This is a genomic window from Phyllobacterium lublinensis (assembly GCF_020164435.1).
GTDB classification, from domain to species: Bacteria; Pseudomonadota; Alphaproteobacteria; order Rhizobiales; family Rhizobiaceae; genus Phyllobacterium; species Phyllobacterium lublinensis.
In genome coordinates this window covers 31,008-55,717 of the sequence record NZ_JAIUDQ010000020.1, presented here as the reverse complement: position 1 = coordinate 55,717, position 24,710 = coordinate 31,008, and the positions used below count along the sequence as shown (strand labels likewise).

21 protein-coding genes are annotated in these 24,710 nt (G+C 59.1%); 19 read left to right on the top strand and 2 right to left on the bottom strand.

Annotated elements, in window-relative coordinates; translation table 11 throughout:
• Positions 1 to 66 precede the first annotated feature (66 nt).
• The 13 genes from K9U38_RS19990 to lpxC all read left to right on the top strand — a co-directional run bounded on the left by K9U38_RS19990 (position 67) and on the right by lpxC (position 16,586).
• Complete coding sequence (locus K9U38_RS19990; RefSeq protein ID WP_224496112.1) at positions 67 to 1,536, top strand: UDP-N-acetylmuramoyl-L-alanyl-D-glutamate--2,6-diaminopimelate ligase; 1,470 nt, start codon at positions 67 to 69, stop codon at positions 1,534 to 1,536.
• The gene (locus K9U38_RS19985; protein WP_224496111.1) at positions 1,533 to 2,966 is read left to right on the top strand and encodes a UDP-N-acetylmuramoylalanyl-D-glutamyl-2,6-diaminopimelate--D-alanyl-D-alanine ligase; all 1,434 of its coding nucleotides are present in this window, start codon (positions 1,533 to 1,535) and stop codon (positions 2,964 to 2,966) included. Before K9U38_RS19990 ends, K9U38_RS19985 begins: the two co-directional genes overlap by 4 nt.
• Positions 2,967 to 2,990: 24 nt before the next feature.
• Positions 2,991 to 4,073, top strand: a complete 1,083-nt coding sequence (gene mraY / locus K9U38_RS19980; protein ID WP_224496110.1) for a phospho-N-acetylmuramoyl-pentapeptide-transferase — start codon at positions 2,991 to 2,993, stop codon at positions 4,071 to 4,073.
• 10 nt (positions 4,074 to 4,083) lie between these two features.
• Positions 4,084 to 5,481 carry a UDP-N-acetylmuramoyl-L-alanine--D-glutamate ligase gene (gene murD / locus K9U38_RS19975; RefSeq protein ID WP_224496109.1) on the top strand — a complete coding sequence of 466 codons (1,398 nt, stop codon included), beginning with the start codon at positions 4,084 to 4,086 and terminating at the stop codon, positions 5,479 to 5,481.
• Positions 5,482 to 6,639: a putative lipid II flippase FtsW gene (ftsW, locus tag K9U38_RS19970; protein WP_224496108.1), complete on the top strand. Its 1,158-nt coding sequence runs from the start codon at positions 5,482 to 5,484 to the stop codon at positions 6,637 to 6,639.
• 3 nt (positions 6,640 to 6,642) lie between these two features.
• Positions 6,643 to 7,767 (top strand): undecaprenyldiphospho-muramoylpentapeptide beta-N-acetylglucosaminyltransferase, encoded by a 1,125-nt coding sequence (gene murG / locus K9U38_RS19965; protein ID WP_224496107.1) that lies wholly within the window; start codon positions 6,643 to 6,645, stop codon positions 7,765 to 7,767.
• On the top strand, positions 7,764 to 9,164 hold the full coding sequence (gene murC, locus K9U38_RS19960) for a UDP-N-acetylmuramate--L-alanine ligase (RefSeq protein WP_224496106.1): 1,401 nt from the start codon (positions 7,764 to 7,766) through the stop codon (positions 9,162 to 9,164). The genes murG and murC overlap by 4 nt, the downstream gene beginning before the upstream one ends.
• A gap of 44 nt (positions 9,165 to 9,208) precedes the next feature.
• On the top strand, positions 9,209 to 10,183 hold the full coding sequence (gene murB / locus K9U38_RS19955; protein WP_224496105.1) for a UDP-N-acetylmuramate dehydrogenase: 975 nt from the start codon (positions 9,209 to 9,211) through the stop codon (positions 10,181 to 10,183).
• Between the two features lie 247 nt (positions 10,184 to 10,430).
• The gene (locus K9U38_RS19950; protein ID WP_224496104.1) at positions 10,431 to 11,357 is read left to right on the top strand and encodes a D-alanine--D-alanine ligase; all 927 of its coding nucleotides are present in this window, start codon (positions 10,431 to 10,433) and stop codon (positions 11,355 to 11,357) included.
• Entirely contained in the window at positions 11,345 to 12,286 is a 942-nt protein-coding gene (locus K9U38_RS19945; RefSeq protein ID WP_224496103.1) for a cell division protein FtsQ/DivIB, read from the top strand. Before K9U38_RS19950 ends, K9U38_RS19945 begins: the two co-directional genes overlap by 13 nt.
• Positions 12,283 to 13,605, top strand: coding sequence for a cell division protein FtsA (ftsA, locus tag K9U38_RS19940; protein ID WP_224496102.1), 1,323 nt, complete (start codon positions 12,283 to 12,285; stop codon positions 13,603 to 13,605). The genes K9U38_RS19945 and ftsA overlap by 4 nt, the downstream gene beginning before the upstream one ends.
• 66 nt (positions 13,606 to 13,671) lie before the next feature.
• A complete protein-coding gene (gene ftsZ, locus K9U38_RS19935; protein WP_224496101.1) occupies positions 13,672 to 15,369 on the top strand; it encodes a cell division protein FtsZ in 1,698 nt (565 codons plus the stop codon).
• Between the two features lie 275 nt (positions 15,370 to 15,644).
• Complete coding sequence (gene lpxC / locus K9U38_RS19930; RefSeq protein WP_224496100.1) at positions 15,645 to 16,586, top strand: UDP-3-O-acyl-N-acetylglucosamine deacetylase; 942 nt, start codon at positions 15,645 to 15,647, stop codon at positions 16,584 to 16,586.
• Between the two features lie 16 nt (positions 16,587 to 16,602).
• Here lpxC and K9U38_RS19925 read toward each other — a convergent pair whose 3' ends face one another.
• Positions 16,603 to 17,493, bottom strand: coding sequence for a LysR substrate-binding domain-containing protein (locus K9U38_RS19925; RefSeq protein WP_224496099.1), 891 nt, complete (start codon positions 17,491 to 17,493; stop codon positions 16,603 to 16,605).
• A 118-nt stretch (positions 17,494 to 17,611) separates the two neighbouring features.
• Here K9U38_RS19925 and K9U38_RS19920 point away from each other — a divergent pair, with 118 nt between their 5' ends.
• The 6 genes from K9U38_RS19920 (at position 17,612) to K9U38_RS19895 (ending at position 24,322) form a co-directional block, all read left to right on the top strand.
• A complete protein-coding gene (locus K9U38_RS19920; RefSeq protein WP_224496098.1) occupies positions 17,612 to 18,001 on the top strand; it encodes a tautomerase family protein in 390 nt (129 codons plus the stop codon).
• Positions 18,002 to 18,028: 27 nt separating this feature from the next.
• Positions 18,029 to 18,598, top strand: a complete 570-nt coding sequence (locus K9U38_RS19915) for a DUF4865 family protein (protein ID WP_224496097.1) — start codon at positions 18,029 to 18,031, stop codon at positions 18,596 to 18,598.
• Positions 18,599 to 18,803: 205 nt separating this feature from the next.
• Complete coding sequence (locus K9U38_RS19910; RefSeq protein ID WP_224496140.1) at positions 18,804 to 19,670, top strand: outer membrane protein assembly factor BamD; 867 nt, start codon at positions 18,804 to 18,806, stop codon at positions 19,668 to 19,670.
• Between the two features lie 12 nt (positions 19,671 to 19,682).
• On the top strand, positions 19,683 to 21,353 hold the full coding sequence (recN, locus tag K9U38_RS19905) for a DNA repair protein RecN (protein WP_224496096.1): 1,671 nt from the start codon (positions 19,683 to 19,685) through the stop codon (positions 21,351 to 21,353).
• Positions 21,354 to 21,473: 120 nt separating this feature from the next.
• Entirely contained in the window at positions 21,474 to 23,621 is a 2,148-nt protein-coding gene (gene ligA / locus K9U38_RS19900; RefSeq protein WP_224496095.1) for an NAD-dependent DNA ligase LigA, read from the top strand.
• Positions 23,618 to 24,322, top strand: a complete 705-nt coding sequence (locus tag K9U38_RS19895; protein WP_224496094.1) for a DUF2461 domain-containing protein — start codon at positions 23,618 to 23,620, stop codon at positions 24,320 to 24,322. Before ligA ends, K9U38_RS19895 begins: the two co-directional genes overlap by 4 nt.
• Here K9U38_RS19895 and K9U38_RS19890 read toward each other — a convergent pair.
• Positions 24,319 to 24,669, bottom strand: a complete 351-nt coding sequence (locus tag K9U38_RS19890; protein WP_224496093.1) for a cupin domain-containing protein — start codon at positions 24,667 to 24,669, stop codon at positions 24,319 to 24,321. The genes K9U38_RS19895 and K9U38_RS19890 overlap by 4 nt on opposite strands.
• Positions 24,670 to 24,710: the final 41 nt, after the last annotated feature.

Here is a 24,710-nt window from a genome sequence, read left to right as displayed (position 1 = left end):
CGCATTGCGAGCTGACTTGATGAGTTCATGAAGAATAATGTTTGAAGAATGGGTTCCAGTCCGGCCATGAAACTGAAAGATCTGAATGGCATTCCTGCCTTGGCGATCTCCGAAATCGGGGAGAATACGATCAATGGTCTGACTTCGGACTCCCGTTTGGTGGAGCGCGGCTTCCTCTTCGCGGCGCTCAAGGGATCCAAGTCCGACGGAGCTGCCTACGCGGCCGATGCAGCGGCACGGGGTGCAACAGTCATCGTCACATCCAAAGGTGCGAAGCTCGGCAAGATCGCAGTTCCCATCATCTATGTGGACGATCCGCGCCGCACATTGGCCCTGGCGGCGGCAAGTTTCTATAAGCTTCAGCCTGATGTCATGGTCGCCATCACCGGGACAAGTGGAAAAACCTCAGTGGCGTCGTTTACACGCCAGATCTGGGCCCAGGCTGGCTTCGCTTCTGCCAGCATTGGCACGACGGGCGTCATTTCGCCCAAACGTGACGACTACGGTTCGCTTACCACGCCGGATCCGGTGGAATTGCACAAATTGCTGCAGGAACTGGTCGAAGAGGGCGTGACCCACGCAGCGATGGAAGCTTCGTCCCATGGGCTTGACCAGCGCCGGTTGGACGGCGTTCGGCTTTCCGCAGGAGCCTTTACCAATCTCGGCCGCGACCACATGGATTATCACGCGACCGTCGAAGAATATCACGCAGCCAAATTGCGCCTCTTCACGGAATTGCTGCCGAAGGGCGCTCCAGCCGTGATCTTTGCTGACGATCCCTTTTCCAAGCCGACAATTGCCGCTGCCAGCGAAGCTGGCTGCCAGGTGCTGACAGTTGGCCGCAAGGGCGATTTCATCACGTTGAAGCGCGTCGAGCATGAACGGTTTCGCCAGCACGTTGAAGTGCAGATCAATGGTGAAATTTTTGAGATCACGCTTCCGCTCGCGGGCGATTTCCAAGTCGCCAACGGCTTGGTTGCGGCCGGCCTCGCGATTGCAACCGGTGTTCCCGCCGCTGCCGCCATGCGCGGCCTGGAGCGACTCAAGGGCGCGCCAGGGCGCCTTGACCTCGTCGGCGCAACCGAGGAGGGGGCTCCGGCTTATGTCGACTATGCCCACAAACCTGATGCGCTGGAAAACGTCCTTGCCTCAGTCCGGCCCTTCACGACCGGCCGCGTCATCGTCGTCTTCGGATGCGGCGGTGATCGCGACAAGGGCAAGCGCCCCATGATGGGTGAGATAGCCACGCGGCTTGCAGACGTCGTCATCGTGACCGACGACAATCCGCGTTCCGAAGTGCCTGCCACGATCCGCTCCGAAATCCTGGCCGCAGCGCCGGGAGCTCGCGAAATCCCCGATCGCCGCGAGGCCATTCGCGAAGCAGTGGCCATGATGAAATCGGGAGATACGCTCATTGTTGCCGGCAAGGGCCATGAGGAGGGCCAGACGGTGGGGGATGTGGTTCTACCCTTCTCGGACCATGCCGAAGTCGGCCAGGCACTGAAAGACCGGCTCGCCAGGGAGAATGGCGCATGAGTCTGCTCTGGACGTCGGAGGCAATGATCGAGGCGATGCATGGGAGACCCGTGGGCAAGCTGCCCGAGGGGATCACCGGCATTTCGATCGATACACGCACCTTGCGCAAGGGTGAGGCTTTCTTCGCCATCAAGGGCGATGCGCTCGACGGTCATGACTATGCGACGGCAGCGGTGGCGGCCGGTGCGGCCCTGCTGGTTGTCGCTGAAGCCAAATTGCCTGCGCTTGGAAAGCTCAAGGCACCAATGATCGTGGTCGATGACGTGCTGGCCGCCATGACACGGCTCGGCATTGCCTCGCGGGAACGTTCTCACGCGCAGATTATTGCGGTCACTGGTTCGGTCGGCAAGACGACCACCAAGGAAGCGCTGCGCCATGTCCTTGCCAACGCCGGCAAGGTGCATGCGTCGGTTGCATCATTCAACAATCATTGGGGCGTCCCGCTTACATTGGCCCGTATGCCGGCGGATGCGGATTACGGCGTATTCGAGATCGGCATGAACCATGCCGATGAAATCCGCCCCCTGGTCAAGATGGTTCGCCCGCATGTCGCCCTGATCACGCTGATCGCTCCTGCCCATCTTGGCCATTTCAGGAACCTCCAGGAGATCGCTGCGGCCAAGGCGGAAATCTTTGAGGGGATAGTGCCGGGTGGGTATGCGCTGCTCAACCGCGATGACAAGCATTTCAAGTTGCTGGACACGCTCGCACGAGCTGCCGGCGTCGAGCACATCAAGAGCTTTGGCGAAAACGCAAAAGCCGACTACCGGCTGGTCAAACTGAAGCTTCATGGTGACTGCTCCTGCATGACAGCACGCCTGGCGGGTGAGGAAGTCGTTGCAAAGATTGGCGCGCCGGGGCGTCATATAGTGCAGAATGTCCTGGCAGTGCTGGGAGCCGCGCACCTGACTGGCACTGACATGACCAAGGTGACGCTGGCGCTGGCATCGCTCCGGCCAGAGAGTGGGCGCGGCGCCCGCCATACGCTCGAAGTCGCCAAGGGCACATTCACGCTGATCGACGAGAGCTACAATGCCAACCCGGCATCGATGCGTGCCGCGATTGAACTGCTGGCGGCTGCTACCCCCACGGGAAAAGGCCGGCGCATCGCTGTCCTCGGTGACATGCTGGAACTGGGCAAACAGGCACCCAAGCTGCATGCTGAACTGTCATCGGTCATCGCGGCCAACAATATCAACATGGTTTTTCTGGGCGGACCGGAGATGGCGGCCCTCAAAGCGGCCATGCCGGTTGAATTTCACGCCGAATACAGGCAGAGCGTAGACGAATTGCAACCGCAATTGCTGAACACGATCAGGGCCGGTGACGTGATCATGATCAAGTCGTCGAAGGGGACCGGATTTTCCCAGATCGTCAAAACGCTTTTGCAGAAATACAACACCGTGGAGCCTGTCGGTCCTGCCGAATGAGCCTGCGGCTATGGGGAATAGCTGATGCTTTATTATCTCGCCGGTCTGGCGGAACATATGCAGTTTCTCAACGTGTTCCGCTACATCACGTTCAGGACCGGCGGTGCGCTGATTACATCGGCGCTGATTGTCTTTCTGTTTGGACCCCGCATCATCGATTCGCTGCGGATACGGCAGGGGCGCGGACAACCGATCCGCGCCGACGGCCCACAGACGCATTTCAAGAAGGCCGGCACACCGACGATGGGCGGCCTCATGATCATGACGGGCATCCTTGTCTCGTCACTGCTCTGGGCCAACTGGTCCAATGTCTATGTCTGGATCGTCCTGCTGGTCGCGCTCTGTTTCGGGGCCATTGGCTTTTATGATGACTACCTGAAAGTCAGCAAGCAGACATTCAAGGGCTTTTCGGCGCGTGCGCGCCTCGGAATAGAGTTTCTCATTGCCGGACTGGCTGGTCTTGCCATCATGTGGGCGGGGCAGGAGCCCTTCTCCTCGTCGCTGACCTTTCCATTCGCCAAGCAACTGATCCTCAATCTCGGCATCTTCTTCATTCCGTTTGCCGCCTTCGTCATGGTCGGCGCCGGCAACGCGGTCAATTTCACCGATGGACTGGATGGTCTTGCCACTGTTCCCGTGATGATAGCGGCGGCGTCATTCGGGGTTATCGCCTATCTTTCCGGTAATGCGATCTTTGCTGACTATCTGCAAATACACTTCACGCCAGGCACTGGTGAGCTTGCCGTGGTGCTTGGTTCCGTCATCGGTGCGGGGCTCGGTTTCCTCTGGTTCAATGCGCCACCCGCCGCAATCTTCATGGGTGACACGGGGTCGCTTGCGCTGGGCGGTCTGATTGGTGCCGTCGCGGTCGCCACCAAACACGAAATTGTCCTCGCCATCATCGGCGGAGTGTTCGTCATGGAAGCCATGTCCGTCATCATCCAGGTTGCCTCGTTCAAGATGACCGGCAAGCGCGTGTTCCTCATGGCGCCGATCCATCATCATTTCGAAAAGAAGGGCTGGACCGAGAGCCAGGTGGTGATCCGGTTCTGGATCATCGCCGTGATCCTGGCGCTGATCGGCCTTTCCACGCTTAAACTCAGGTAAGGCCCATTGCATGATCGCTGCCTACTCCATGAAGGACAAAACTGTCGCCCTGTTCGGGCTCGGCGGTTCGGGCATTGCGACCGCACAGGCGGTTGTGGCTGGGGGAGCGAGGGTCGTTGCCTGGGACGACAATCCCGAGAGCGTCTCGCGGGCCCGAAATGCGGGTATCGAAACCGGCGATCTGCGGCAAACGGACTGGAAACAGTTCTCGTCCTTCATCCTGTCGCCTGGAGTGCCGCTCACCCATCCGCGCCCGCATTGGACGGTGGATCTGGCCAAGGCCGCAGGAGTCGAAGTCATCGGAGACGTCGAGCTGTTCACACGCGAGCGAAATCTCGCGCGTACGAATAGCCCGTTCATTGCAATCACCGGCACCAACGGCAAGTCGACGACGACGGCGCTGATCGCGCACATCATCAAGACATCCGGCCGCGACATGCAGCTCGGGGGAAATATCGGCACTGCCGTCATGACTTTGCAGCCGCCGGCCGACGAGCGCTATTATGTTGTCGAGTGCTCCTCGTACCAGATCGATCTGGCGCCCTCGCTCAACCCCACGGCCGGGATATTGTTGAATCTGACGCCGGACCATCTGGATCGCCACGGAACGATGCAGCATTACGCCGAGATCAAGGAGCGTCTTGTTGCAGGAAGCCAGACTGCGATCATCGCCGTCGACGACAGCTTTTGCGCGGCGATAGCCGATCGGCTGGAGCGTACGGGCAAGCCGGTAATCCGCATATCAAAGCGCATGCCCATCCGCGACGGCTACTTTGCCGAGGGCCCGGACCTCTTCCATGCTGCGAACGGGACAATAACAAAGGTCGCATCGCTGGCGTGCATTGGCTCGCTGCGGGGCGAGCACAATGCGCAAAACGCGCTAGCCGCATTTGCAGCCTGCCGTTCAGTCGGATTGTCCAATGAGGATATCAATACAGGATTGAGAACCTTCCCCGGTCTGGCTCATCGCATGGAGCAGGTTGCCAAGCTGGGCAAAACGCTGTTCGTCAACGATTCCAAGGCCACCAATGCCGATGCCGCTGCGCCGGCGCTCTCGTCATTCCCGCGCATTTACTGGATCGCGGGCGGCCTTGCCAAGGAGGGCGGTATCGCATCGCTCTCGGGTTTCTTCCCGCGCATTGCCAAGGCCTATTTGATTGGCGAGGCTGCGCCACAGTTTGCTGCAACCCTCGGCGAAGCTGCCCGGTATGAGATATCCGGCACGATCGATGCGGCGGTCGAGCATGCTGCACGCGACGCGGCAAGTGACGGCGCGGCGGAGCCGGTCGTCTTGCTGTCGCCGGCCTGCGCCAGTTTTGACCAGTTTCAGAATTTCGAGAAGCGTGGCGAGACTTTTCGCTCCGCCGTCCTGGCGCTTGCAGGCGCATCACCAATTGGAGGGCTCTAGATGGTAAGCCGTGTTGACCGTGGTCCCGTAGCCGACTGGTGGTGGACGATCGATCGTTTTCTCCTGGCGGCCTGTCTGGCACTGATGGGACTCGGCATATTGCTGTCCTTCGCGGCAAGCCCTGCTGTCGCCGAACGCATCGGGCTGGACAGCTTCCACTTCGTCAAGCGTCAGGCGCTGTTCATGGTACCTGCAGTGGTCGTGATGTTCGCCGTGTCCTTCATGGCGCCGCGGACAATCCGGCGGTTTGCCATGATCATGCTCGGAATCTCGCTGGTTGCCATGGTGGGTGCCCTCTTCTTCGGCATCGAAGTCAAGGGCGCGCGACGTTGGGTTTCACTCGCCGGCATATCAATCCAGCCATCGGAATTCATGAAACCAGCCTTCGTGATCGTTTGCGCGTGGCTGTTTGCCGAGAATGAAAGGCGCAAGGATATACCGGGCAACTTTTTCTCAATGGTGTTGTTCTGCGTGGTGGCCGCACTGCTGGTTGCGCAGCCCGACCTCGGGCAGACGATTCTGACTGCGATAACCTGGGGTGCTATGTTCTTCATGGCAGGCGTGCCCTGGCTGTGGATCATCGGTCTCGGTATCCTTGCCGTGGGCGGTTTCTTCGGTGCCTACACCGTGTTTCCGCATGTGGCAGGCCGTATCGATCGGTTCCTGACCGGCGAAGGCGATACGTTCCAGGTCGATACCGGACGCGAAGCGATCATTCGTGGCGGCTGGTTCGGGCAGGGGCCGGGCGAGGGCACGATCAAGCGCATCATCCCCGATAGCCACACCGATTTCATCTTCTCGGTCACTGCGGAGGAGTATGGCATCGCGCTCTGCCTGTTGATCGTCGTCATTTTCGCGTTCATCGTCATTCGTGGCCTGTCGATTGCCCTGAAGGAACGGGATGACTTTACGCGGCTCTCGGTTTCCGGCTTGGTGATCCTGTTCGGGTTCCAGTCGATCATCAACATGTCGGTCAATCTGCATCTGATGCCGGCAAAGGGCATGACACTTCCATTCATCTCCTACGGCGGTTCGTCGCTGATCGCTGTTGCGATCTCCACCGGGCTCTTGCTTGCACTGACGCGGCGCCGGCCCGAGGCACGGCGCTCCGCCACCCTGGTCGACGCGAAGATGCGCACATTCGCAGGTAGCATCTGAACGATGACGAAGGGGGTTATCTTTCTTGCCGCCGGCGGGACCGGCGGCCATCTTTTCCCGGCCGAGGCCTTGGCGCATGAGCTCATTGCGCGCGGCTGGGAGATCCACCTCGCCACCGATGATCGAGCCACGCGCTTTACCGGCGCGTTTCCAGCAAAGATCCATGTTGTACGATCAGCCACCATTGCGGGGCGTAATCCAATATCGCTGGCGAAGACATTCTGGACGCTGTGGCAGGGAAATCTCGATTCCCGCAAACTCTTTCGAGCGGTGAAACCCAGGCTTGTCGCCGGCTTTGGCGGCTACCCAACCTTGCCGCCGCTTTATGCGGCGAGCGGGATGAAAATTCCGACACTCGTCCACGAACAGAATGCGGTGATGGGGCGCGCCAACAGGGCGCTTGGCGCCCGTGTCGATGCTATTGCCGGAGGATTCCTTCCTGACAATGGCGGTGCCTTTGCCAACAAGACAATCGTGACCGGCAATCCTGTTCGCCCGGCGGTCCTGTCAGAAGTCGGCAAGCCGTATGTTGCCTCGCAGGCGGATCAGCCGTTCCACTTGCTCGTATTTGGCGGCAGTCAGGGCGCCCAATACTTTTCAACCGCTGTGCCGGCGGCCATCGGGTTGCTTGCACCGGCTGATCGAGCGCGTCTTGTATTGACGCAGCAGGCACGGCCCGAGGACGAGGGACAGGTGCGCGCTGCGTATCAGGCATTGGGTGTCAAGGCCGACATCGCCTCGTTCTTCAAGGATATGCCCCGCCGCATAGCCGATGCGCAATTGGTTTTTGCCCGGTCCGGCGCGTCGACTGTGTCCGAGATCGCCGCCATCGGTCGCCCCGCCATACTCGTCCCCTTTCCCCATGCACTGGATCACGATCAGGCGGCCAATGCGGCCGCGTTGCAGGCGGCAGGTGGTGCAGATGTCATCAACCAGTCGGAACTCTCGCCTGAGCGCATCGCCGCTATCCTTACGAGTGCGATGAACGAGCCGTCGCGTCTGGCCTTTGTTGCGGAAAAAGCTCGCAGCACCGGCAAGCCGTACGCTGCAAGGTTGCTTGCGGACCTCGCAGAGGCTATTGCGTCCGGCCAGCATATTGAAGAATTCAAAAAAGGAGTGCGTCCATGAAGATGCCGCTCAACATCGGCCTTGTTCATTTCATCGGTATTGGCGGTATCGGCATGAGCGGCATTGCCGAAGTCCTGCACAATCTCGGCTACAAGGTCCAGGGGTCCGATCAGGCAGACAGCGCCAATGTGCAGCGTCTGCGCGAAAAGGGCATCGAGACATTCGTTGGCCATAAGGCCGAGAACATAGGCGATGCTGAAGTCGTGGTGGTCTCGACGGCCATCAAGAAATCCAATCCGGAGCTGATCGCTGCGCGCGAAAGGCTGCTGCCGGTGGTTCGCCGCGCGGAAATGCTGGCCGAGCTGATGCGTTTTCGCAAGGCCGTGGCTATCGGCGGCACGCATGGCAAGACGACAACGACTTCCATGGTCGCGACGCTGCTCGATGCCGGTAATCTTGATCCGACCGTCATCAATGGCGGCATCATCAATGCCTATGGCACCAATGCGCGCATGGGTGAGGGCGACTGGATGGTCGTGGAAGCGGACGAGAGCGACGGCACATTCCTGAAACTTCCGGCTGACGTTGCTGTCGTCACCAACATCGATCCGGAACATCTTGATCATTATGGAACATTCGATCGGGTGCGCGAAGCGTTCCGGCAATTTGTCGAAAATGTTCCGTTCTACGGATTTGGCGTCATGTGCCTCGACCATCCGGAAGTGCAGTCGCTGGTGTCCCGCATCGAGGATCGCCGGGTCATTACCTATGGCGAGAATCCGCAGGCGGATGTGCGTTTTGTCAATTTGGTCGTCGACGGCGCCAGCTCGCGCTTTGATGTCCAGATCGCCAAGCGCAAGACCGGCGAAACAATCGAGATCAATGGTCTTCGTCTCCCCATGCCTGGCCGCCACAACGTCTCCAATGCAACCGCAGCGATCGCAGTGGCGCATGAGCTTGGTATTTCTGCTGACGACATCAAAAAAGGATTATCCTCGTTCGGTGGTGTCAAACGCCGGTTTACCCATACGGGAACATGGAACGGTGTCGAGATATTCGACGATTACGGTCATCATCCGGTCGAGATAAAGGCCGTGCTGAAGGCAGCGCGCGATTCCGCCAAGGGCCGCGTGATCGCCGTGGTCCAGCCGCATCGCTTCACCCGACTCGCCAGCCTGTTTGATGAATTTGCCGCCTGCTTCAATGATGCCGATACTGTGATCGTTGCTCCGGTCTATACGGCCGGCGAGGATCCGATCGAGGGCATTACGTCCGAAGCGCTGGTCTCGCGCATCAGAACTGCAGCACATCGCGACGCGCGGTACATAAGCGGTCCGCAAGACGTCGCGCCGTTGATCGCAGAGATCGCGAAACCCGATGATTTTGTCATCTTTCTCGGTGCCGGCAACATCACGCAATGGGCCTATGCCTTGCCAAAGGAACTTGCGGCGCTCTAGATTTGGCGGTTGCCGTTTGGGGCGGAGGCTGCTGGAAGGAAATTATGTATTCATTGGTTGATGGCGAAGCCCTGTTGAAAAAGCTGGGCGATCGGTTCTCGGGATTGCGCGGGCGTCTGACGCCGAACCTGGGCATGGAAAAAGTAACATGGTTCCGTGCGGGTGGCCCGGCTGAGGTCATGTTCCAGCCGGCCGATGAGGAAGATCTTTCTGAGTTCCTGAAAGCTGTTCCCGAGGAGTATCCGATCCTGACCGTCGGTATCGGCTCCAATCTCCTGGTGCGCGACGGAGGCATACGCGGATTCGTCGTTCGCCTGTCGGCGAAGGGCTTTGGCGAGGTCGAACGCATAGGCGAAACGCAACTGAGGGCGGGTGCGGCCACACCGGACAAGCGTGTTGCGGCAGTGGCTTTGGAGGCAGGCATTGCGGGCTTCCATTTTTATCATGGGATACCGGGCGGTATTGGCGGTGCATTACGCATGAATGCGGGCGCCAATGGCGTCGAGACCCGCGAGCGGGTGGTGGAGGTGCGGGCTCTTGATCGCAAGGGTGAGGTGCATATCCTTTCCAATGCAGACATGGGCTACGCATACCGTCATTCCGGCGCAGCAAACGATCTGATATTCACCTCTGCACTGTTCGAAGGGTCGCCAGGCGACAGGAGTGACATTCAGGCGGCCATGGATGCGGTTCAGCAACATCGCGAAACGGTCCAGCCCATCCGCGAGAAAACCGGGGGGTCGACGTTCAAGAATCCTGAAGGTTCCTCGGCCTGGAAAGAAATCGACAAGGCGGGCGGACGCGGTCTGATGATCGGTGGTGCGCAAATGTCTCCCATGCATTGCAACTTCATGATCAACACCGGCACGGCAACTGGCCATGATCTTGAAACGCTGGGTGAAACAATTCGATCGCGCGTTCTGCAAAGATCTGGAATCCGCCTTCATTGGGAGATCAAGCGCCTCGGGCTTTTCCGGCCGGGCCATGAGGTTGACGAGTTCATGGGGCAGCTGCTTTAGACTGACGCCCGTATCGGACAGATATCCTATTCCAGCCGGAAAACACTTTTTTTTACGCCAAAATTCATTGTTGAATCATTGGGGACTTGTCAGCGAATCAACTCTCTGATTCTTTAGGGACAAGCGTTAACTGATTTGAGTCGGCTGGTTTTTATCAGCCTTGGGTGTCTGCGGTCCCGGCCGCCGGATGTGCCCTGACTCATGTCCTTTTTCCGCCTGCGATGGGGATGAATGAGGGGTTGCCTTGATGGCGAAGACGCATGTTGCAGTGCTGATGGGTGGCTTTTCATCGGAGCGTCCGGTAAGCCTCTCCTCGGGCAATGCCTGTGCCGATGCGCTCGAGGCGGAGGGGTATCAGGTCACGCGGGTCGATGTCGATCGCGATATTGCGACTGTTCTGAATGCTCTTAAACCGGATGTGGCGTTCAATGCGTTGCACGGTCCCTTTGGCGAAGACGGCACCGTTCAGGGCATCCTCGAATATCTCCAAATTCCCTATACCCATTCGGGCGTGCTTGCTTCCGCTCTGGCCATGAACAAGGAGCAGGCGAAGATCGTCGCCAAGGCGGCAGGCGTGCCCGTGGCTGAAGCCAAGGTCATGGATCGTCGCGCTTTTACGTCGACGCACCCGATGAAGCCGCCTTACGTGGTCAAGCCGGTCAGTGAGGGGTCCAGTTTCGGCGTCGTCATCGTCAAGGAAGATCAGTCCCATCCGCCGCAGGTCATCACTTCAAACGACTGGAAATATGGCGATACGGTCATGGTCGAACGTTACATCCATGGGCGGGAATTGACCTGTGCCGTCATGGGCGATGTCGCCATTGGCGTGTGCGAAATCATCCCGGTCGGGCACCAGTTCTATGATTATGATTCAAAATATGTTGCAGGCGGATCAAATCATGTGGTTCCCGCTAAAATTTCACTAAAAATTTACCAAAAAATACAAACACTGGCACTCAAGGCGCATCAGGCAATTGGATGTAAAGGGATCAGCCGGTCGGACTTCCGTTACGACGACCGGTTTTCCGAAGATGGCGAGCTTATCTGGCTGGAAGTTAATACCCAGCCCGGCATGACTCCCACCTCACTCGTGCCTGATATCGCCAAAGCTGCGGGGCATACCTTCGGTGAATTGTTGAGTTGGATGGTGGAGGACGCATCGTGTTTGCGTTGAAGGGCAAAAATGTGCACCCGCGTGGTGTTGCGCCAGTGTCTTCGGGCAGGTTGGCGACTTTTGGCCGTTTCCGCATCGTCCTGCCGAAGTTTCTGCGCAAGCCCGTGCGCGTCTTCGCTCGCATGATCGAAGGTGAAGTCTCCATACCGAATCATGTCGGAACGTTCGGTGCGGTGGCATTCCTGGCATTGACGGGGGCCTATGGTGCCATCCTTGGTGGTCATGCGCCGGAAGTCGTGAAGGTTACGACTTCGACTTTCGGATTTGCCATCGAGGACGTGAAGGTTGTGGGTAACAAGGAGACGTCTGAGATAGACGTGCTTGGCGCTCTTGGCCTCGATGGTGAGACGTCGCTGGTGGGATTGAGCGCCGCAGATGCACAGAAGGCGGTCGCCGGCTTGCCCTGGGTTGAATCCGTCGATGTATTCAAGGTCTATCCGAATACAATTCAGATTTCGATCCATGAGCGGACGGCCCTGGCCGTCTGGCAGAACGGGAGCGAACTCTCTGTCATCGATGCGGACGGGCGCGTGATTGTTCCATTCACCGGAGGACGCAGCGCATCACTGCCGTTGGTCATCGGCGCCGGCGCGGACAAGCAGGCGAAGTTGCTGATGGCGCAAATGGCTGGCTTCCCGCAGATCGCCGGTGAGGTGAAGGCCTATGCGCGGGTCGGCGACCGGCGCTGGGATCTCGTCATGAAGAATGGCGTGACACTGATGCTGCCGGAATACCGGATCGATGAGGCGCTTGCCGGCATCGTTGATATGGATCGCAAATCCGGACTTCTGTCTCGGGATATCGCATCGGTCGACATGCGCCTGACAGACCGGGTCGTCGTCCGGTTGACGCCGGACGCGATGGTACAGCGGGTTGAGTATTTGAAGGCGCGAGACAAAGCGTCCAAGCGTTCGGAGAAGCGTGTATGAGTATTCTGAACGGAAAAACATCCTCGGCTGGAGCGGCATCCGCAAAGCGGACCCGCTCCTTGACGGTTCTTGACATCGGTTCCAGCAAGGTGTGCTGCATCATTGCGCGACTTCGGCCGCGTGAGGAAAGCGCGCATCTGCCCGGCCGTACGCATCGCATCGAGGTGCTTGGTATCGGCCACCAGAAATCGCGCGGTATCAAATCCGGCGTGATCGTCAATCTTGATGCCGCAGAGCAGGCGATCCGCCTTGCCGTGGACGCTGCCGAGCGCATGGCCGGTCTGACCGTCGACTCGATGATCGTCAATATTTCCGCTGGACGCCTCAAGAGCGAGAGCTTTTCTGCGAGCATCAATCTCGGCGGCCATGAAGTTGACCAGGCCGACATCCGCCGTGTCCTTGCGGCGGGCGCAAAACAGGCGCTCGCGACCGAGCGTCATCTTGTTCATTCCCTGCCCATTGCCTACGGGCTTGATGGTGAGCGCGGTATTCGCGATCCGCTCGGAATGATCGGCGATACGCTGGGTGTAGAGATGCACGTGCTCACCGCCGATGCGGCGCCTTTGCGCAACCTTGAGCTATGTGTCAACCGTTGTCATCTGTCCGTAGAGGCGATGATCGCAACGCCCTATGCCAGCGGTCTTTCCGCGCTTGTCGACGACGAAGCCGAGATGGGCGCAGCATGCATCGATATGGGTGGCGGCACGACGACGATATCTGTCTTTTCCGAAGGGAAGTTCATTCACGCCGACGCCATCGCCATCGGTGGCAATCACGTGACCATGGATGTTGCGCGCGGCCTATCGGCTCACATGGACGATGCGGAGCGGCTGAAGGTCATGCACGGCTCGGCATTGCCCAGCGCTGCCGATGACCGCGATCTGATCAGCGTCTCGCCGCTCGGCAATGATGGACGCGATGTTCCCAACCAGTATCCCCGTGCGGTTCTGACGCGCATTATCCGCGCCCGCGTCGAGGAGACGCTGGAACTGGCGCGCGACCGGCTCAACCAATCGGGCTACGGCCAGATTGTCGGCAAGCGCGTGGTCCTGACGGGCGGAGCCAGTCAACTGGCCGGGCTGCCCGAAGTGGCCCGCCGTATCCTGGCTCGCAATGTGCGAATTGGCCGCCCTCTCGGCGTGACGGGGCTTCCCGAAGCAGCCAAGGGGCCGGCCTTCTCTGCGGCGGTTGGGCTTCTGATCTACCCGCAGGTGGCAGGAATTGAAGAGCGTTCTGTAAAGGCCGGATCATCATCGCTGATGACAGGTACGGGTGGGCGTTTTCAGCGTATCGGCCAGTGGCTGAGAGAGAGTTTTTGATCAATCGGGGAAACCCAAAAAAATACCGCAGCGGCGAGGCGGTAAAGACGAAAAGGAACGAGACAAATGAGTATCAATCTGCAAAAGCCGGATATTACCGAGCTTAAGCCCCGCATCACCGTCTTCGGTGTCGGCGGTGGCGGTGGCAATGCGGTCAATAACATGATCAATGCCGGCTTGCGCGGTGTTGAATTCGTTGTGGCCAACACTGATGCGCAGGCACTTTCACAGTCCAAGGCTGAGCGCCTCATTCAGCTCGGCGCTGCCGTGACCGAGGGTCTCGGGGCAGGGTCGCAGCCCGAAGTCGGCCGCGCAGCTGCAGAAGAGTGCATCGATGAGATCAACGACCATCTGTCGGGGACGCACATGTGCTTCGTCACCGCCGGCATGGGTGGCGGCACCGGAACCGGCGCTGCTCCCGTCGTTGCCCGCGCCGCGCGCGAAAAAGGCATTCTGACGGTAGGCGTTGTGACCAAGCCTTTCCATTTCGAGGGTCAGCGCCGCATGCGCACCGCCGACATGGGCATCGAGGACCTGCAGAAGAATGTCGATACGCTTATCGTCATCCCGAACCAGAACCTCTTCCGCATTGCCAATGACAAGACGACGTTTGCCGACGCGTTCGCGATGGCCGACCAGGTTCTGTACTCCGGCGTAGCCTGCATCACCGACCTGATGGTCAAGGAAGGCCTGATCAATCTCGACTTCGCGGACGTACGTTCAGTCATGCGCGAGATGGGCAAGGCGATGATGGGTACCGGCGAAGCCTCAGGCGATGGCCGTGCCATGGCGGCCGCTGAAGCTGCCATCGCAAATCCGCTGCTCGATGAAACCTCCATGCGTGGCGCCAAGGGTCTGCTGATTTCGATCACCGGTGGCCGCGACATGACGCTGTTTGAAGTTGACGAGGCTGCAACACGTATCCGTGAGGAAGTTGACCAGGATGCCAATATCATCCTCGGCGCGACCTTTGACGAAAGCCTCGAAGGCATCATCCGCGTTTCTGTCGTGGCAACGGGCATCGACAAGCAGATTGGAGAGTCGGCGCCTGCGCCGATCGAATTTCGCCAGCCTCTGAAGCCCATTGCCAAGCCTGTGCAGCATGCGGCCGCAAGAGTTGAGACAGTTGCACGTCCGGTTGTTCAGCAGCCGGCCGCCCGCGTCGCAGATCCGGTAGCGGCGGCACCTCGCCCTGCCGAGCACGATCTTCCGCGTGCACCACAGCCAGCCGAGCAGGAATTCCGCCCGCAGAGCCGTATTTTCCAGGCACCCGCTCCGGAAGTCTTCGATGCCCCGGTCGCTGCGGCTCCCCAGCCGCCAGTGCATCAGCCGGCTCCTCAACCTCAGGTGCAGGCTGCTCCAGTACCGCAGCCGGCACCAGCGCCACGCATGCCCAATGTTGCTGATTTCCCGCCGGTCGTTCAGGCGGAACTCAATGCCCGCGACATGGGCGCCCGCGATCAGGGACGGGATCAGACCTCACATGAGGCCCAGGAAGATCGCGGTCCTATGGGGCTGTTGAAGCGGCTCACCGCCGGATTGACCCGTCGCGACGACGATACCGCCCGCTTGGAACCCGCGCAGCCGCGCGAGCCCGCCATGCGTCCGGCCGAACCACGCCGTCCGCTTTCGCAAGACGCATCGATCTATGCGCCGCGCCGCGGACAGCTTGACGAGCAGGGTAGGGTGCAGCCGCAATCGCGTCAGCCCTCCGAGGATGATCAGCTTGAAATTCCGGCATTCCTCCGCCGCCAAGCCAACTGATCTGTTCACGGAATGTTAAAAATCATGAATTCCGCCATTGTCGCAATGGCGGAATTTTTCATTCAACTTATTGAAAAAGCTTCGATCCTGTTAATTGGCGGGCGCGGGAATTGCGTTACAAACGTCGCAAAACCGTGATTTTGCTTCAGGAGGCACCGACTGTATCTTGCGCCGCAACATGGTAGCGGCTGCGCTGATTCCGAACGTGCAGCATACCAAGGTCAGAACGCCGGGCATGTTTGTCTGGCGGCGGGTTCACCGGCACGAGGTTTCTATTGCGCGATTTCCAGACGACGATTGCAGAGCGTGTATCGCTTTCAGGTGCAGGTGTGCACAGCGGTGCGCCGGTTACGATATCGTTTGTCCCCGCCGATCCCGATACCGGCATTGTTTTCCACAGGATCGATGGCAGCGGCGCCAGCCACGAAATAAGGGCACTGGTGTCTGAAGTCGGTACGACCGATCTGTCTACGACGCTTGCGAACCGTGCAGGTGTCACGATCAGCACCGTCGAGCACGTCATGGCGGCGATCGTGGGAGCCGGCATTGACAACATGGTTATTGAGATCGACGGACCGGAGGTGCCTATCCTGGATGGAACGTCAGCTGCGTTCCTCGATGCATTCGAGCAGGCCGGGTTCGTCCGTCAGGCGGCGAAACGACGTTTCATTCGCATCCTCAAGACATCGCGTATCGAGGCCGGCGCCTCGTGGGCGGAGTTCCGCCCCTATGACGGCACGCGATACGAGGTCGAGATCGATTTCGAGACCCCGGTGATCGGCCGCCAGAAATTCGCGGGCGATATGGATGAGGCGCTCTTCCGCAAGGAGATTTCTCGCGCACGCACATTCGGTTTCATGCGTGACGTCGAAAAGCTCTGGGCTGCCGGCCTGGCGCTCGGCTCGTCGCTCGACAACTCCCTGGTCATCGGCGACGACCATTCGGTCATCAATCCGGGTGGTCTGCGCTTCAAGGACGAGTTTGTCCGCCACAAGACGCTGGATGCCATTGGCGATCTCGCATTGGCGGGAGCGCCGTTCATCGGTTGTTTCCGCTCCTATCGCGGTGGCCACCGGCTGAATGCGGCCGTATTGCGCGCACTCCTTTCGGATCATACCGCATTCGAGATTGTCGAGATGGCGGGCAAGCGCGGGCAAACCCGCGGTGCGTCACTCGTCGCGGTGAATGCCCCTGTCTTTGCGCCGTGGGCGATCTGATTGGACCGGGAGGGGTCTAGAATCCAGGTATCGCGTTGTGGACGGCCTGCAGCATGATGGCCGCCAAGCGTGCCGTTGCCGGGTCAGGTTGAGCTTCCGAGCGGTGCAGGGCCAGCCCGAGCCTAGGCAGCTTCGGCAATCCGCTCTTTTCAGGTACCAACGGCTGGACACTGGCAGGAAGTCCGATTGGGGTGCGGATCGTCACACCGAGGCCTGCAGCAGTGGCAGCCCACAATCCGGCCAGGCTCGGACTGATAAATGCCAAGCGCCACGGAATCCCGGCGCGGTCGAGCGCATTGATGGCAGCAGTTCGCAGCAAGCATGGCGCTTCCAGCGATGCCAATGGCAGCGGCTCTTCGGCCGAACCCGTCCAGGTCTTCGGTTCTCCGCCCGGTCCAACCCAGCACATCGGAACATCCATGACGTGCTGGCAATGGGGTGTGACGGCGTCATCGCTCCATGCCAGGGCGAGATCAAGTCTGCCTGACGTTACTCGCTCAATCAGCTCGGCATTGCGTGCCACCCGGGCCTCGATCCTCACCTTCGGGTGGGCACGTGCGAACTGGCCCAGCACTTCCGGGAGGATGGTCTCGCCGAAATCTTCCTGCAATCCAAGTCTTACCCATCCCTGAAGTTCGGTACCATGGATGGCGGTTGCCGCTTCGTCGTTGAGTTCAAGCAAGCGGCGCGCATAGGCAAGCATGGTCTCGCCGGCGTCAGTAAGTGCAAGGCCGCGGCCCGCCTTGACGAAGATCGGCGTCTCGGCCTGCTGTTCCAGCTTCTTCAATTGCGCACTTACGGCGGAAGTGGACCGTCCCAGACGATCAGCCGCCTTCGCAAAGCTGCCCAGCTCCATTCCGGTGGAGAATGCCCGCAAAACATCCAGATCAAACGTAATCCGCCGCATTTTAATTATCCATTTTTTCAGGACTATTTGTTCATATTTTTCTGATTTTCAGGATTAATATGCGCGTCTATAAATTCGAGGTCAAGTTTATTGGCCACCGACCTCAAGGAGAGTTCCGATGCCATTTACCCGTATCTCGCTGCTTGAAGGCAAATCGCCCGAATACCTTAGAGCCGTTTCCGACAGCCTGCATCAAGCAATGGTAGAAGCGTTCAACGTGCCGGCGGACGACCGGTTTCAGGCCATTCATCAGCACCGCCCCAACGAATTGATCTTCGACCGCAATTATTTTGGCGGGCCGCGTTCCGACGATTTCATCCTGTTCGCAATTACGACGGGCAAGCCGCGGGATACAGCGACGAAAAAGGCATTTTACAAGCGGCTGGTAGCATTGCTTGGCAAGGCACCAGGGATAAGGCCGGAAGATATAATGATCATCGTCAGCACCTCGAGCAGGGACGAATGGTCGTTTGGCAACGGGGATACCCAGATGCTGGAATCAGTTTGAAGTCATTGCTTTATGGGAGCACCTGCCATGATTGCCATGCAATACAGTTTTCCATTGCCCGCAGACTACGACATGACGATCATCGACCGCCGCATAGCTGAGAAGGGCCATCTGCTCGACAATTTCCCCAATCTGAAACTCAAGGCTTACCTGACGGCGCGGAGCGGCGATGGAACCCAAAGCCGCGAGAACCTCTATGCTCCATTCTATCTCTGGAACCATGAGGACGGCTTGAATGATTTCCTGACTGGCGAGGGCTTTGCTGCACTCACGCGCTCATTTGGCTGGCCCGTGGTCAGGACCTGGTTCATCTGGAAGGCTCATTTGTCTCCCGACGTTGCGCAGGCAACGTTTGTGACGCGCGAAATGCGGGTCACGGCAGCGCATTCAGCGCTTGGCGAATTGCGACAACGTGAAAGCGAGGAAGTCTTCGACGACGTGCAGAACGGTAGGGCGCTTGCCTCCATTTCGGCCTTTGAGCCGGCGAGTTGGACGCGCGTTCGCTTGCAACTTTGGGGCGAGCCGCGCCCATTGATGCCGGGCCCCGGTGTTCAGGCCTACCGGGTCGGCCACATATCATTACCGAAACAAGATTGAATTCATTTCAGGTTCGCCACAAAATTGGACGATTACACGGCAATAAGATTGCTGATTCTGTCGGCTTGTGGTTTATGAGCGCCCAACCGACGGTAAGATTAGGTATGCCTAGAGCGTGAGCCGCAAACGTGATATCGGGTTTGCGATCAATGCTCTTAAACTATTATGTGGGGCCGGAGACAGCATGGCGAATTGCAGAATGTCGATGAATACGGGGTGGGGCCACAGGGCCCGCATGGCCCTTCTTCTTGTTCCAATTGCCAGCGCTATCGCCATTTCTGGTTGTGCATCCAAAGATGATGATATCGATCTGAACGCCTATGTCGACACAATCGAACCTGCGGACGTCCTGTACAACCAGGCACTTGCCAATCTGAATTCCGGCCGCCTTGCCGAGGCTGCCAAGAAATTCGATGCCGTCGATCGTCAGCATCCCTATTCGGAATTCGCCCGTAAATCTCTGGTCATGGGTGCGTTCGCGAACTATCGCGCCGGCAAGTATGATGATGCGCTTGCCATGACCAAGCGTTATATCGCGCTTTATCCGACGCAGCCGGAGGCGGCCTACGCTTATTACATCACCGGCCTTTGCTACTATCGCCAGATACCGGATGTGACGCGCGAGCAGAGCATGTCGCGCCGTTCGATAGCCGCTTTCAGCGAAGTGGTCGAGCGGTTCCCCGATTCCGAATATGTCGAGGATTCCAAGGCCAAGATCCGTTTTGGCCGTGACCAGCTTGCCGGCAAGGAAATGCAGGTGGGCCGCTACTATCTCGAGCGCAAGGAATATCTGGCAGCGATCAAGCGCTTCCGCGTTGTCGTCGAGCAATACTCCAATACGCGTCACGTCGAAGAAGCACTGGCGCGACTGGTTGAGGCAAACTACGCACTCGGCCTGACGAATGAAGCCCAGGCGGCGGCTGCTGTACTTGGCCAGAACTATCCGGATAGTGAATGGTACAAGGATAGTTACAAGCTCTTGCAAAGTGGTGGCCTTGAGCCACGTGAAAGCACGGGTTCATGGTTGTCAAAGGCCGCGGCGGCAATCACTGGCGGCAAAGACGGCGTCTAATCCGGGCAATCCATGCTTTCGCATCTGTCGATCCGCGATATTGTTCTAATTGAACGGCTCGACATCGAGTTTCGCGAAGGCTTGTCTGTTCTCACTGGTGAGACCGGCGCCGGCAAATCGATCCTCCTTGACGCCCTGTCGCTCGCCCTCGGCGCGCGTGGCGACGCTTCGCTCGTCCGGCACGGGGCGGAGCAGGGGCAGGTGACGGCCGTGTTCGATGTCATGGGCGGCCATCCAGCACGATCGCTGCTGCGCGAAAATGATATCGATGACGATGGCGACATCATCCTGCGCCGGGTGCAAACGGCTGACGGACGCAGCCGCGTCTTCATCAATGATCAGGCCGCAAGTGTCACCTTGCTCAAGGAGCTTGGCCGCAAGCTGGTCGAGATCCATGGCCAACACGATGATCGCGCCCTGATCGACATCGACATTCACCGCACGCTGCTTGATGCGTTCGGAGCGCTTGAAACGAAGGCTGCTCTGGTGCGCACGGCCCACAAGACATGGCGCGATGCCGAGAACACGCTGGTTCGCCACCGGGCCAGGGTGGAAGCTGCGACACGCGAGGCCGATTATCTGCGGGCTTCAGTCGAAGAGCTTGCCAAGCTTGATCCGGAACCCCAGGAAGAAGAGATGCTGGCGATCAAGCGCACCGACATGATGCGCTCGGAAAAGATTGCCGGCGATGTCAATGATGCCAATGAGGTTCTCTCTGGCGGCGCGTCACCCGTTCCATCGCTCGCCAGCCTCGTGCGGCGGCTTGAGCGCAAGGTGCCGGAAGCACCGCAATTGCTCGAACCGGTGGTCAAGGCGATCGATGAAGCGTTGAATGCGCTGGCCGAGGCCCAGAATGGCATCGAGCAAGCCATCCGCGCCATCGACTTCGATCCACGTGTTCTCGAACAAACGGAAGAGCGCCTTTTCGCGCTTCGCGCTGCGGCCCGCAAATATTCGGTTCCGGTGGATGACCTCGCTGCCCTGCGGGACAAGATGGATGCAGACCTCGCCGATATCGACGCCGGTGCCGAACGGCTTGCTGCGTTGGAAAAGGAAGCGATGGCCGCTCGTGAGGCCTATGACCAGGCCGCACTGGCGCTTTCGAAAGACCGGCGCGAGACTTCAGATCATTTGAAACAGGCGGTGATGGCCGAACTTCCGGCACTGAAACTTGAGCGGGCCGAATTCATTGTCGAGATGACGACGGATGCGGAGAACCGGGCAGCCGAAGGCATCGACACGGTCGAATATTGGGTTCGGACCAACCCCGGCACGCGTCCGGGTCCAATGATGAAAGTCGCATCCGGCGGCGAGCTTTCGCGTTTCCTGCTGGCTCTGAAGGTGGCGCTTGCCGACCGTGGCTCGGCACCGACACTGGTGTTTGACGAGATTGATACGGGTGTTGGTGGCGCCGTTGCTGACGCCATTGGCCAACGTCTGCGGCGTCTTGCCGGACAAGTCCAGGTGCTGTCGGTGACCCATGCGCCGCAGGTGGCGGCGCGGGCGCAGACCCATTTCCTCATCGCCAAGGCGGCGAGCGGAAACGATCGCGTGGCCACCTCAATCCGCGCCATGGAAACGGACGACCGGCAGGAAGAAATCGCCCGGATGCTCGCTGGTGCCAGCGTGACAGAGGAAGCACGTGCCGCAGCGGTTCGCCTGCTGAGAGAGAATGCAGCTTGATCGGATGGCTGCAATCCGGCTTGTCGAACCACGCATAACTGTCTTACCAGCCTAACTTTGCACGATGCATTTTCGCATGCCATAGGCTAATCTCCCGTCGAATCCAGTATCGAGCGTATCATGGCAGCAGACATTTCCGTCGAAAAACTCACCGAGGCGGAAGCCGCCGAGGAACTTGGCCGTCTGGCAGCAGAAATTGCAGGCCACGACTACCGGTACAATACCGAAGACGCGCCGACGATTTCGGATGCAGAATATGATGCGCTGCGGCGGCGAAACCTTGCCATCGAGCAGAGGTTTCCGCACCTGAAACGCGAGGATTCGCCGTCCAACAAGGTGGGCGCGAGCGTTTCGGAGAAATTCGGCAAGGTGACGCACGCCATTCCGATGCTGTCGCTGGACAATGCCTTTCACGACAGCGATGTCGAGGATTTTGTCGGCCGCGTGCGACGGTTTCTGAAGCTTGGCGCTGGCGCCCCCATCGGCATTACTGCCGAACCCAAGATCGATGGCCTGTCGCTGTCCTTGCGCTATGAGTCGGGGCGTCTGGTGACTGCGGCCACCCGCGGAGACGGTGCGACCGGCGAAAATGTCACCCTCAATGCGCGCACCGTGGCCAGTATCCCCAACGTATTGAATGGCAAGCCCCCAGCCGTCCTTGAGGTTCGGGGCGAGGTCTATATGAGTCACGCGGATTTCGCGGCGCTCAACGAGCGGCAGGCGAAGGAAGGCAAGCAAATCTTCGCCAATCCCCGCAATGCTGCGGCGGGCTCCCTTCGCCAACTCGATGCAACGATCACGGCCTCGCGGCCTCTGCAGTTTTTTGCCTATGCCTGGGGCGAGGTCAGCGATATGCCGGCGGCGACGCAGATGGGAATGGTCGAAGCGTTCAAGTCCTACGGTTTTCGTGTCAATCCGTTGATGCAGCGGTTCGAGACAGTGGAAGGACTGGTGAAACATTACCACCAGATCGAGGAACAGCGCGCCTTGCTCGGCTATGATATCGACGGTGTCGTCTACAAGGTGGATGACCTTGCCCTGCAGCAAAGGCTGGGTTTTGTCTCCCGCAGTCCGCGCTGGGCGATCGCCCATAAATTCCCGGCTGAACGCGCGATGACGATCCTCAGAGGTATCGACATTCAGGTTGGCCGCACCGGTGCGCTGACACCCGTCGCGCGGCTTGAGCCGGTCACGGTGGGCGGCGTCGTCGTGACGAATGTGACGCTGCACAACGAGGATTATATTAAAGGCATTGGCCAGAATGGTCAGCCGATCCGCGAGGGCAGGGACCTGCGGGTCGGTGATACGGTCGTCGTTCAGCGCGCCGGCGATGTCATACCCCAGATCGTCGACATCGTTGCCGACAAGCCGCGCGGATCATCGCCCTATGTCTTCCCGGATACCTGCCCCGCCTGCGGCTCGCATGCGGTACGTGAAGAGGGCGAGGCGGTACGCCGCTGCACAGGCGGTTTGATCTGCCCGGCCCAGGCGGTGGAGCGCATCCGGCATTTCGTTTCCCGCAACGCCTTCGACATTGAGGGGCTTGGGGAGAAGCAGGTGGAGTTTTTCTTCAAATCGGAGGATCCGGCGCTGCATATCGGCACGCCCGCCGATATTTTCACCCTGAAGAAGCGACAGGCCGGCTCACTGACCAAACTTGAAAATATTGACGGTTTCGGCGTGACATCGGTCAAGAAACTCTATGATGCGATCGATGACCGGCGCCAGGTCACGCTCAGCCGCTTCATTTATGGCCTTGGCATCCGTCATGTCGGCGAGGTCAATGCCAAGCGGCTGGCAAAGGCCTATCGCTCCTATGAAGCATTGGCCAATGCCGCCATCGCCGCCGTGCCGCCCAAGGACAGGGCCGACAAGGGCAATGAGGCATGGCGTGAACTGAACGAGGTGGAAGGCATAGGCAGCATCGTCGCGGAGGCCCTCGTCGATTTCTATGCCGAAGAGCACAACAGGCAAGCCCTTGCGGCACTTCTCGTCGAGGTCACTCCTCTCGATGAAGAAGTCAGGACCGTGGGTGACTCGCCGGTTACAGGGAAGACGATCGTCTTCACCGGATCGTTGGAACGGATGTCGCGCGACGAAGCCAAGGCCATGGCCGAGCGCTATGGCGCAAAGACGGCAGGATCCGTTTCCAAGAAGACCGATCTTGTCGTTGCCGGACCTGGTGCGGGCTCTAAACTGGCTCAGGCACAAAGTCTCGGCATCGAGGTCATTGACGAGGACGCCTGGTTTACCCTGGTGGGCGCATGAGCGAGGTCGTGTTCAAGGGATTTGGCGACAAGGCGTTGCCGTTTCTGAAAGCGCTCGATTTTCATCAGAATCGCGAGTGGTTCCTTGAGAACAAGGATCTGTTTGAAGAACACTTGTACGACCCGCTCGGCGATCTGGTCGAGCATCTCTTGGCGCGTTTTGAAAAGGCCGGACTGCCATTCAGGGGCGACCGCAAGAAGTCGCAATTTCGCATCAAGCGCGACACCCGTTTTTCCAAGGACAAGAGCCCTTACAACCGGCATCTGTCAGCGTTGTTGTCACCCGACGGCAACAAGTGGGCGGAGAGCGGGTGTTTTTATGTGTGCATTGGCCTCGAGGAGTATCGCGGCTGCTATGCTGCCATTGCATGGTGGCAGCCAAAGCCGGAGCTTCTGCTCGCCATGCGCAAGGCCATTGTCGAGAGGCCCGAGAAATATCGGGCGATGGTCAAGGCGCTGGCGAAAAATGGGCTGGTGCTGAATGATACCGACCGCTTGAAACGAACGCCGCGCGGATTTGAAACGGTCACCGAGCCGGATCTGGTCGATGCGCTGCGCAATCGCAATTTCGTCGTGCGGCTTGCGATCGATCCCGCCGGCATCACCTCGCCTAAACTTGCCGATGACCTTTTCGACTTCGCAGTGCGGGCAAAGCCACTCCTCGACTGGGGCAGGGCGATCGAGGGCACGCTCGTCGCCTAGCGTGATTCAAGCCACTCAGTAATGAACACCTCGTTGGCATGGATATCGATTGTCTCCAGGATTCCCGGTCCGAGATTCTCGAATTTGTGCGGTGTATCGGCAGGAGCAACAACGATCTGGCCCTCATGGGCATCAATTATTTCACTACCGACTGTGAAGCGCGCGTGACCTTTGCGGATGATGAACGTCTCGGTGTAGGGATGCTTGTGGAGCCGCGGCCCGCCGCCGATGCGTTGCTGGGAATTGAAGATGATTGACACAGGGGTGCCATAGGGCTTGCCGGTCACTTCCCCGTGCCAGAGGTCCGGACCCTCTGCCCAGACGTCACGATCAATAACATGCGTCATGGCTTTCTCCCTTTCACCAGACCCGGTGGCACCCTAGCCAC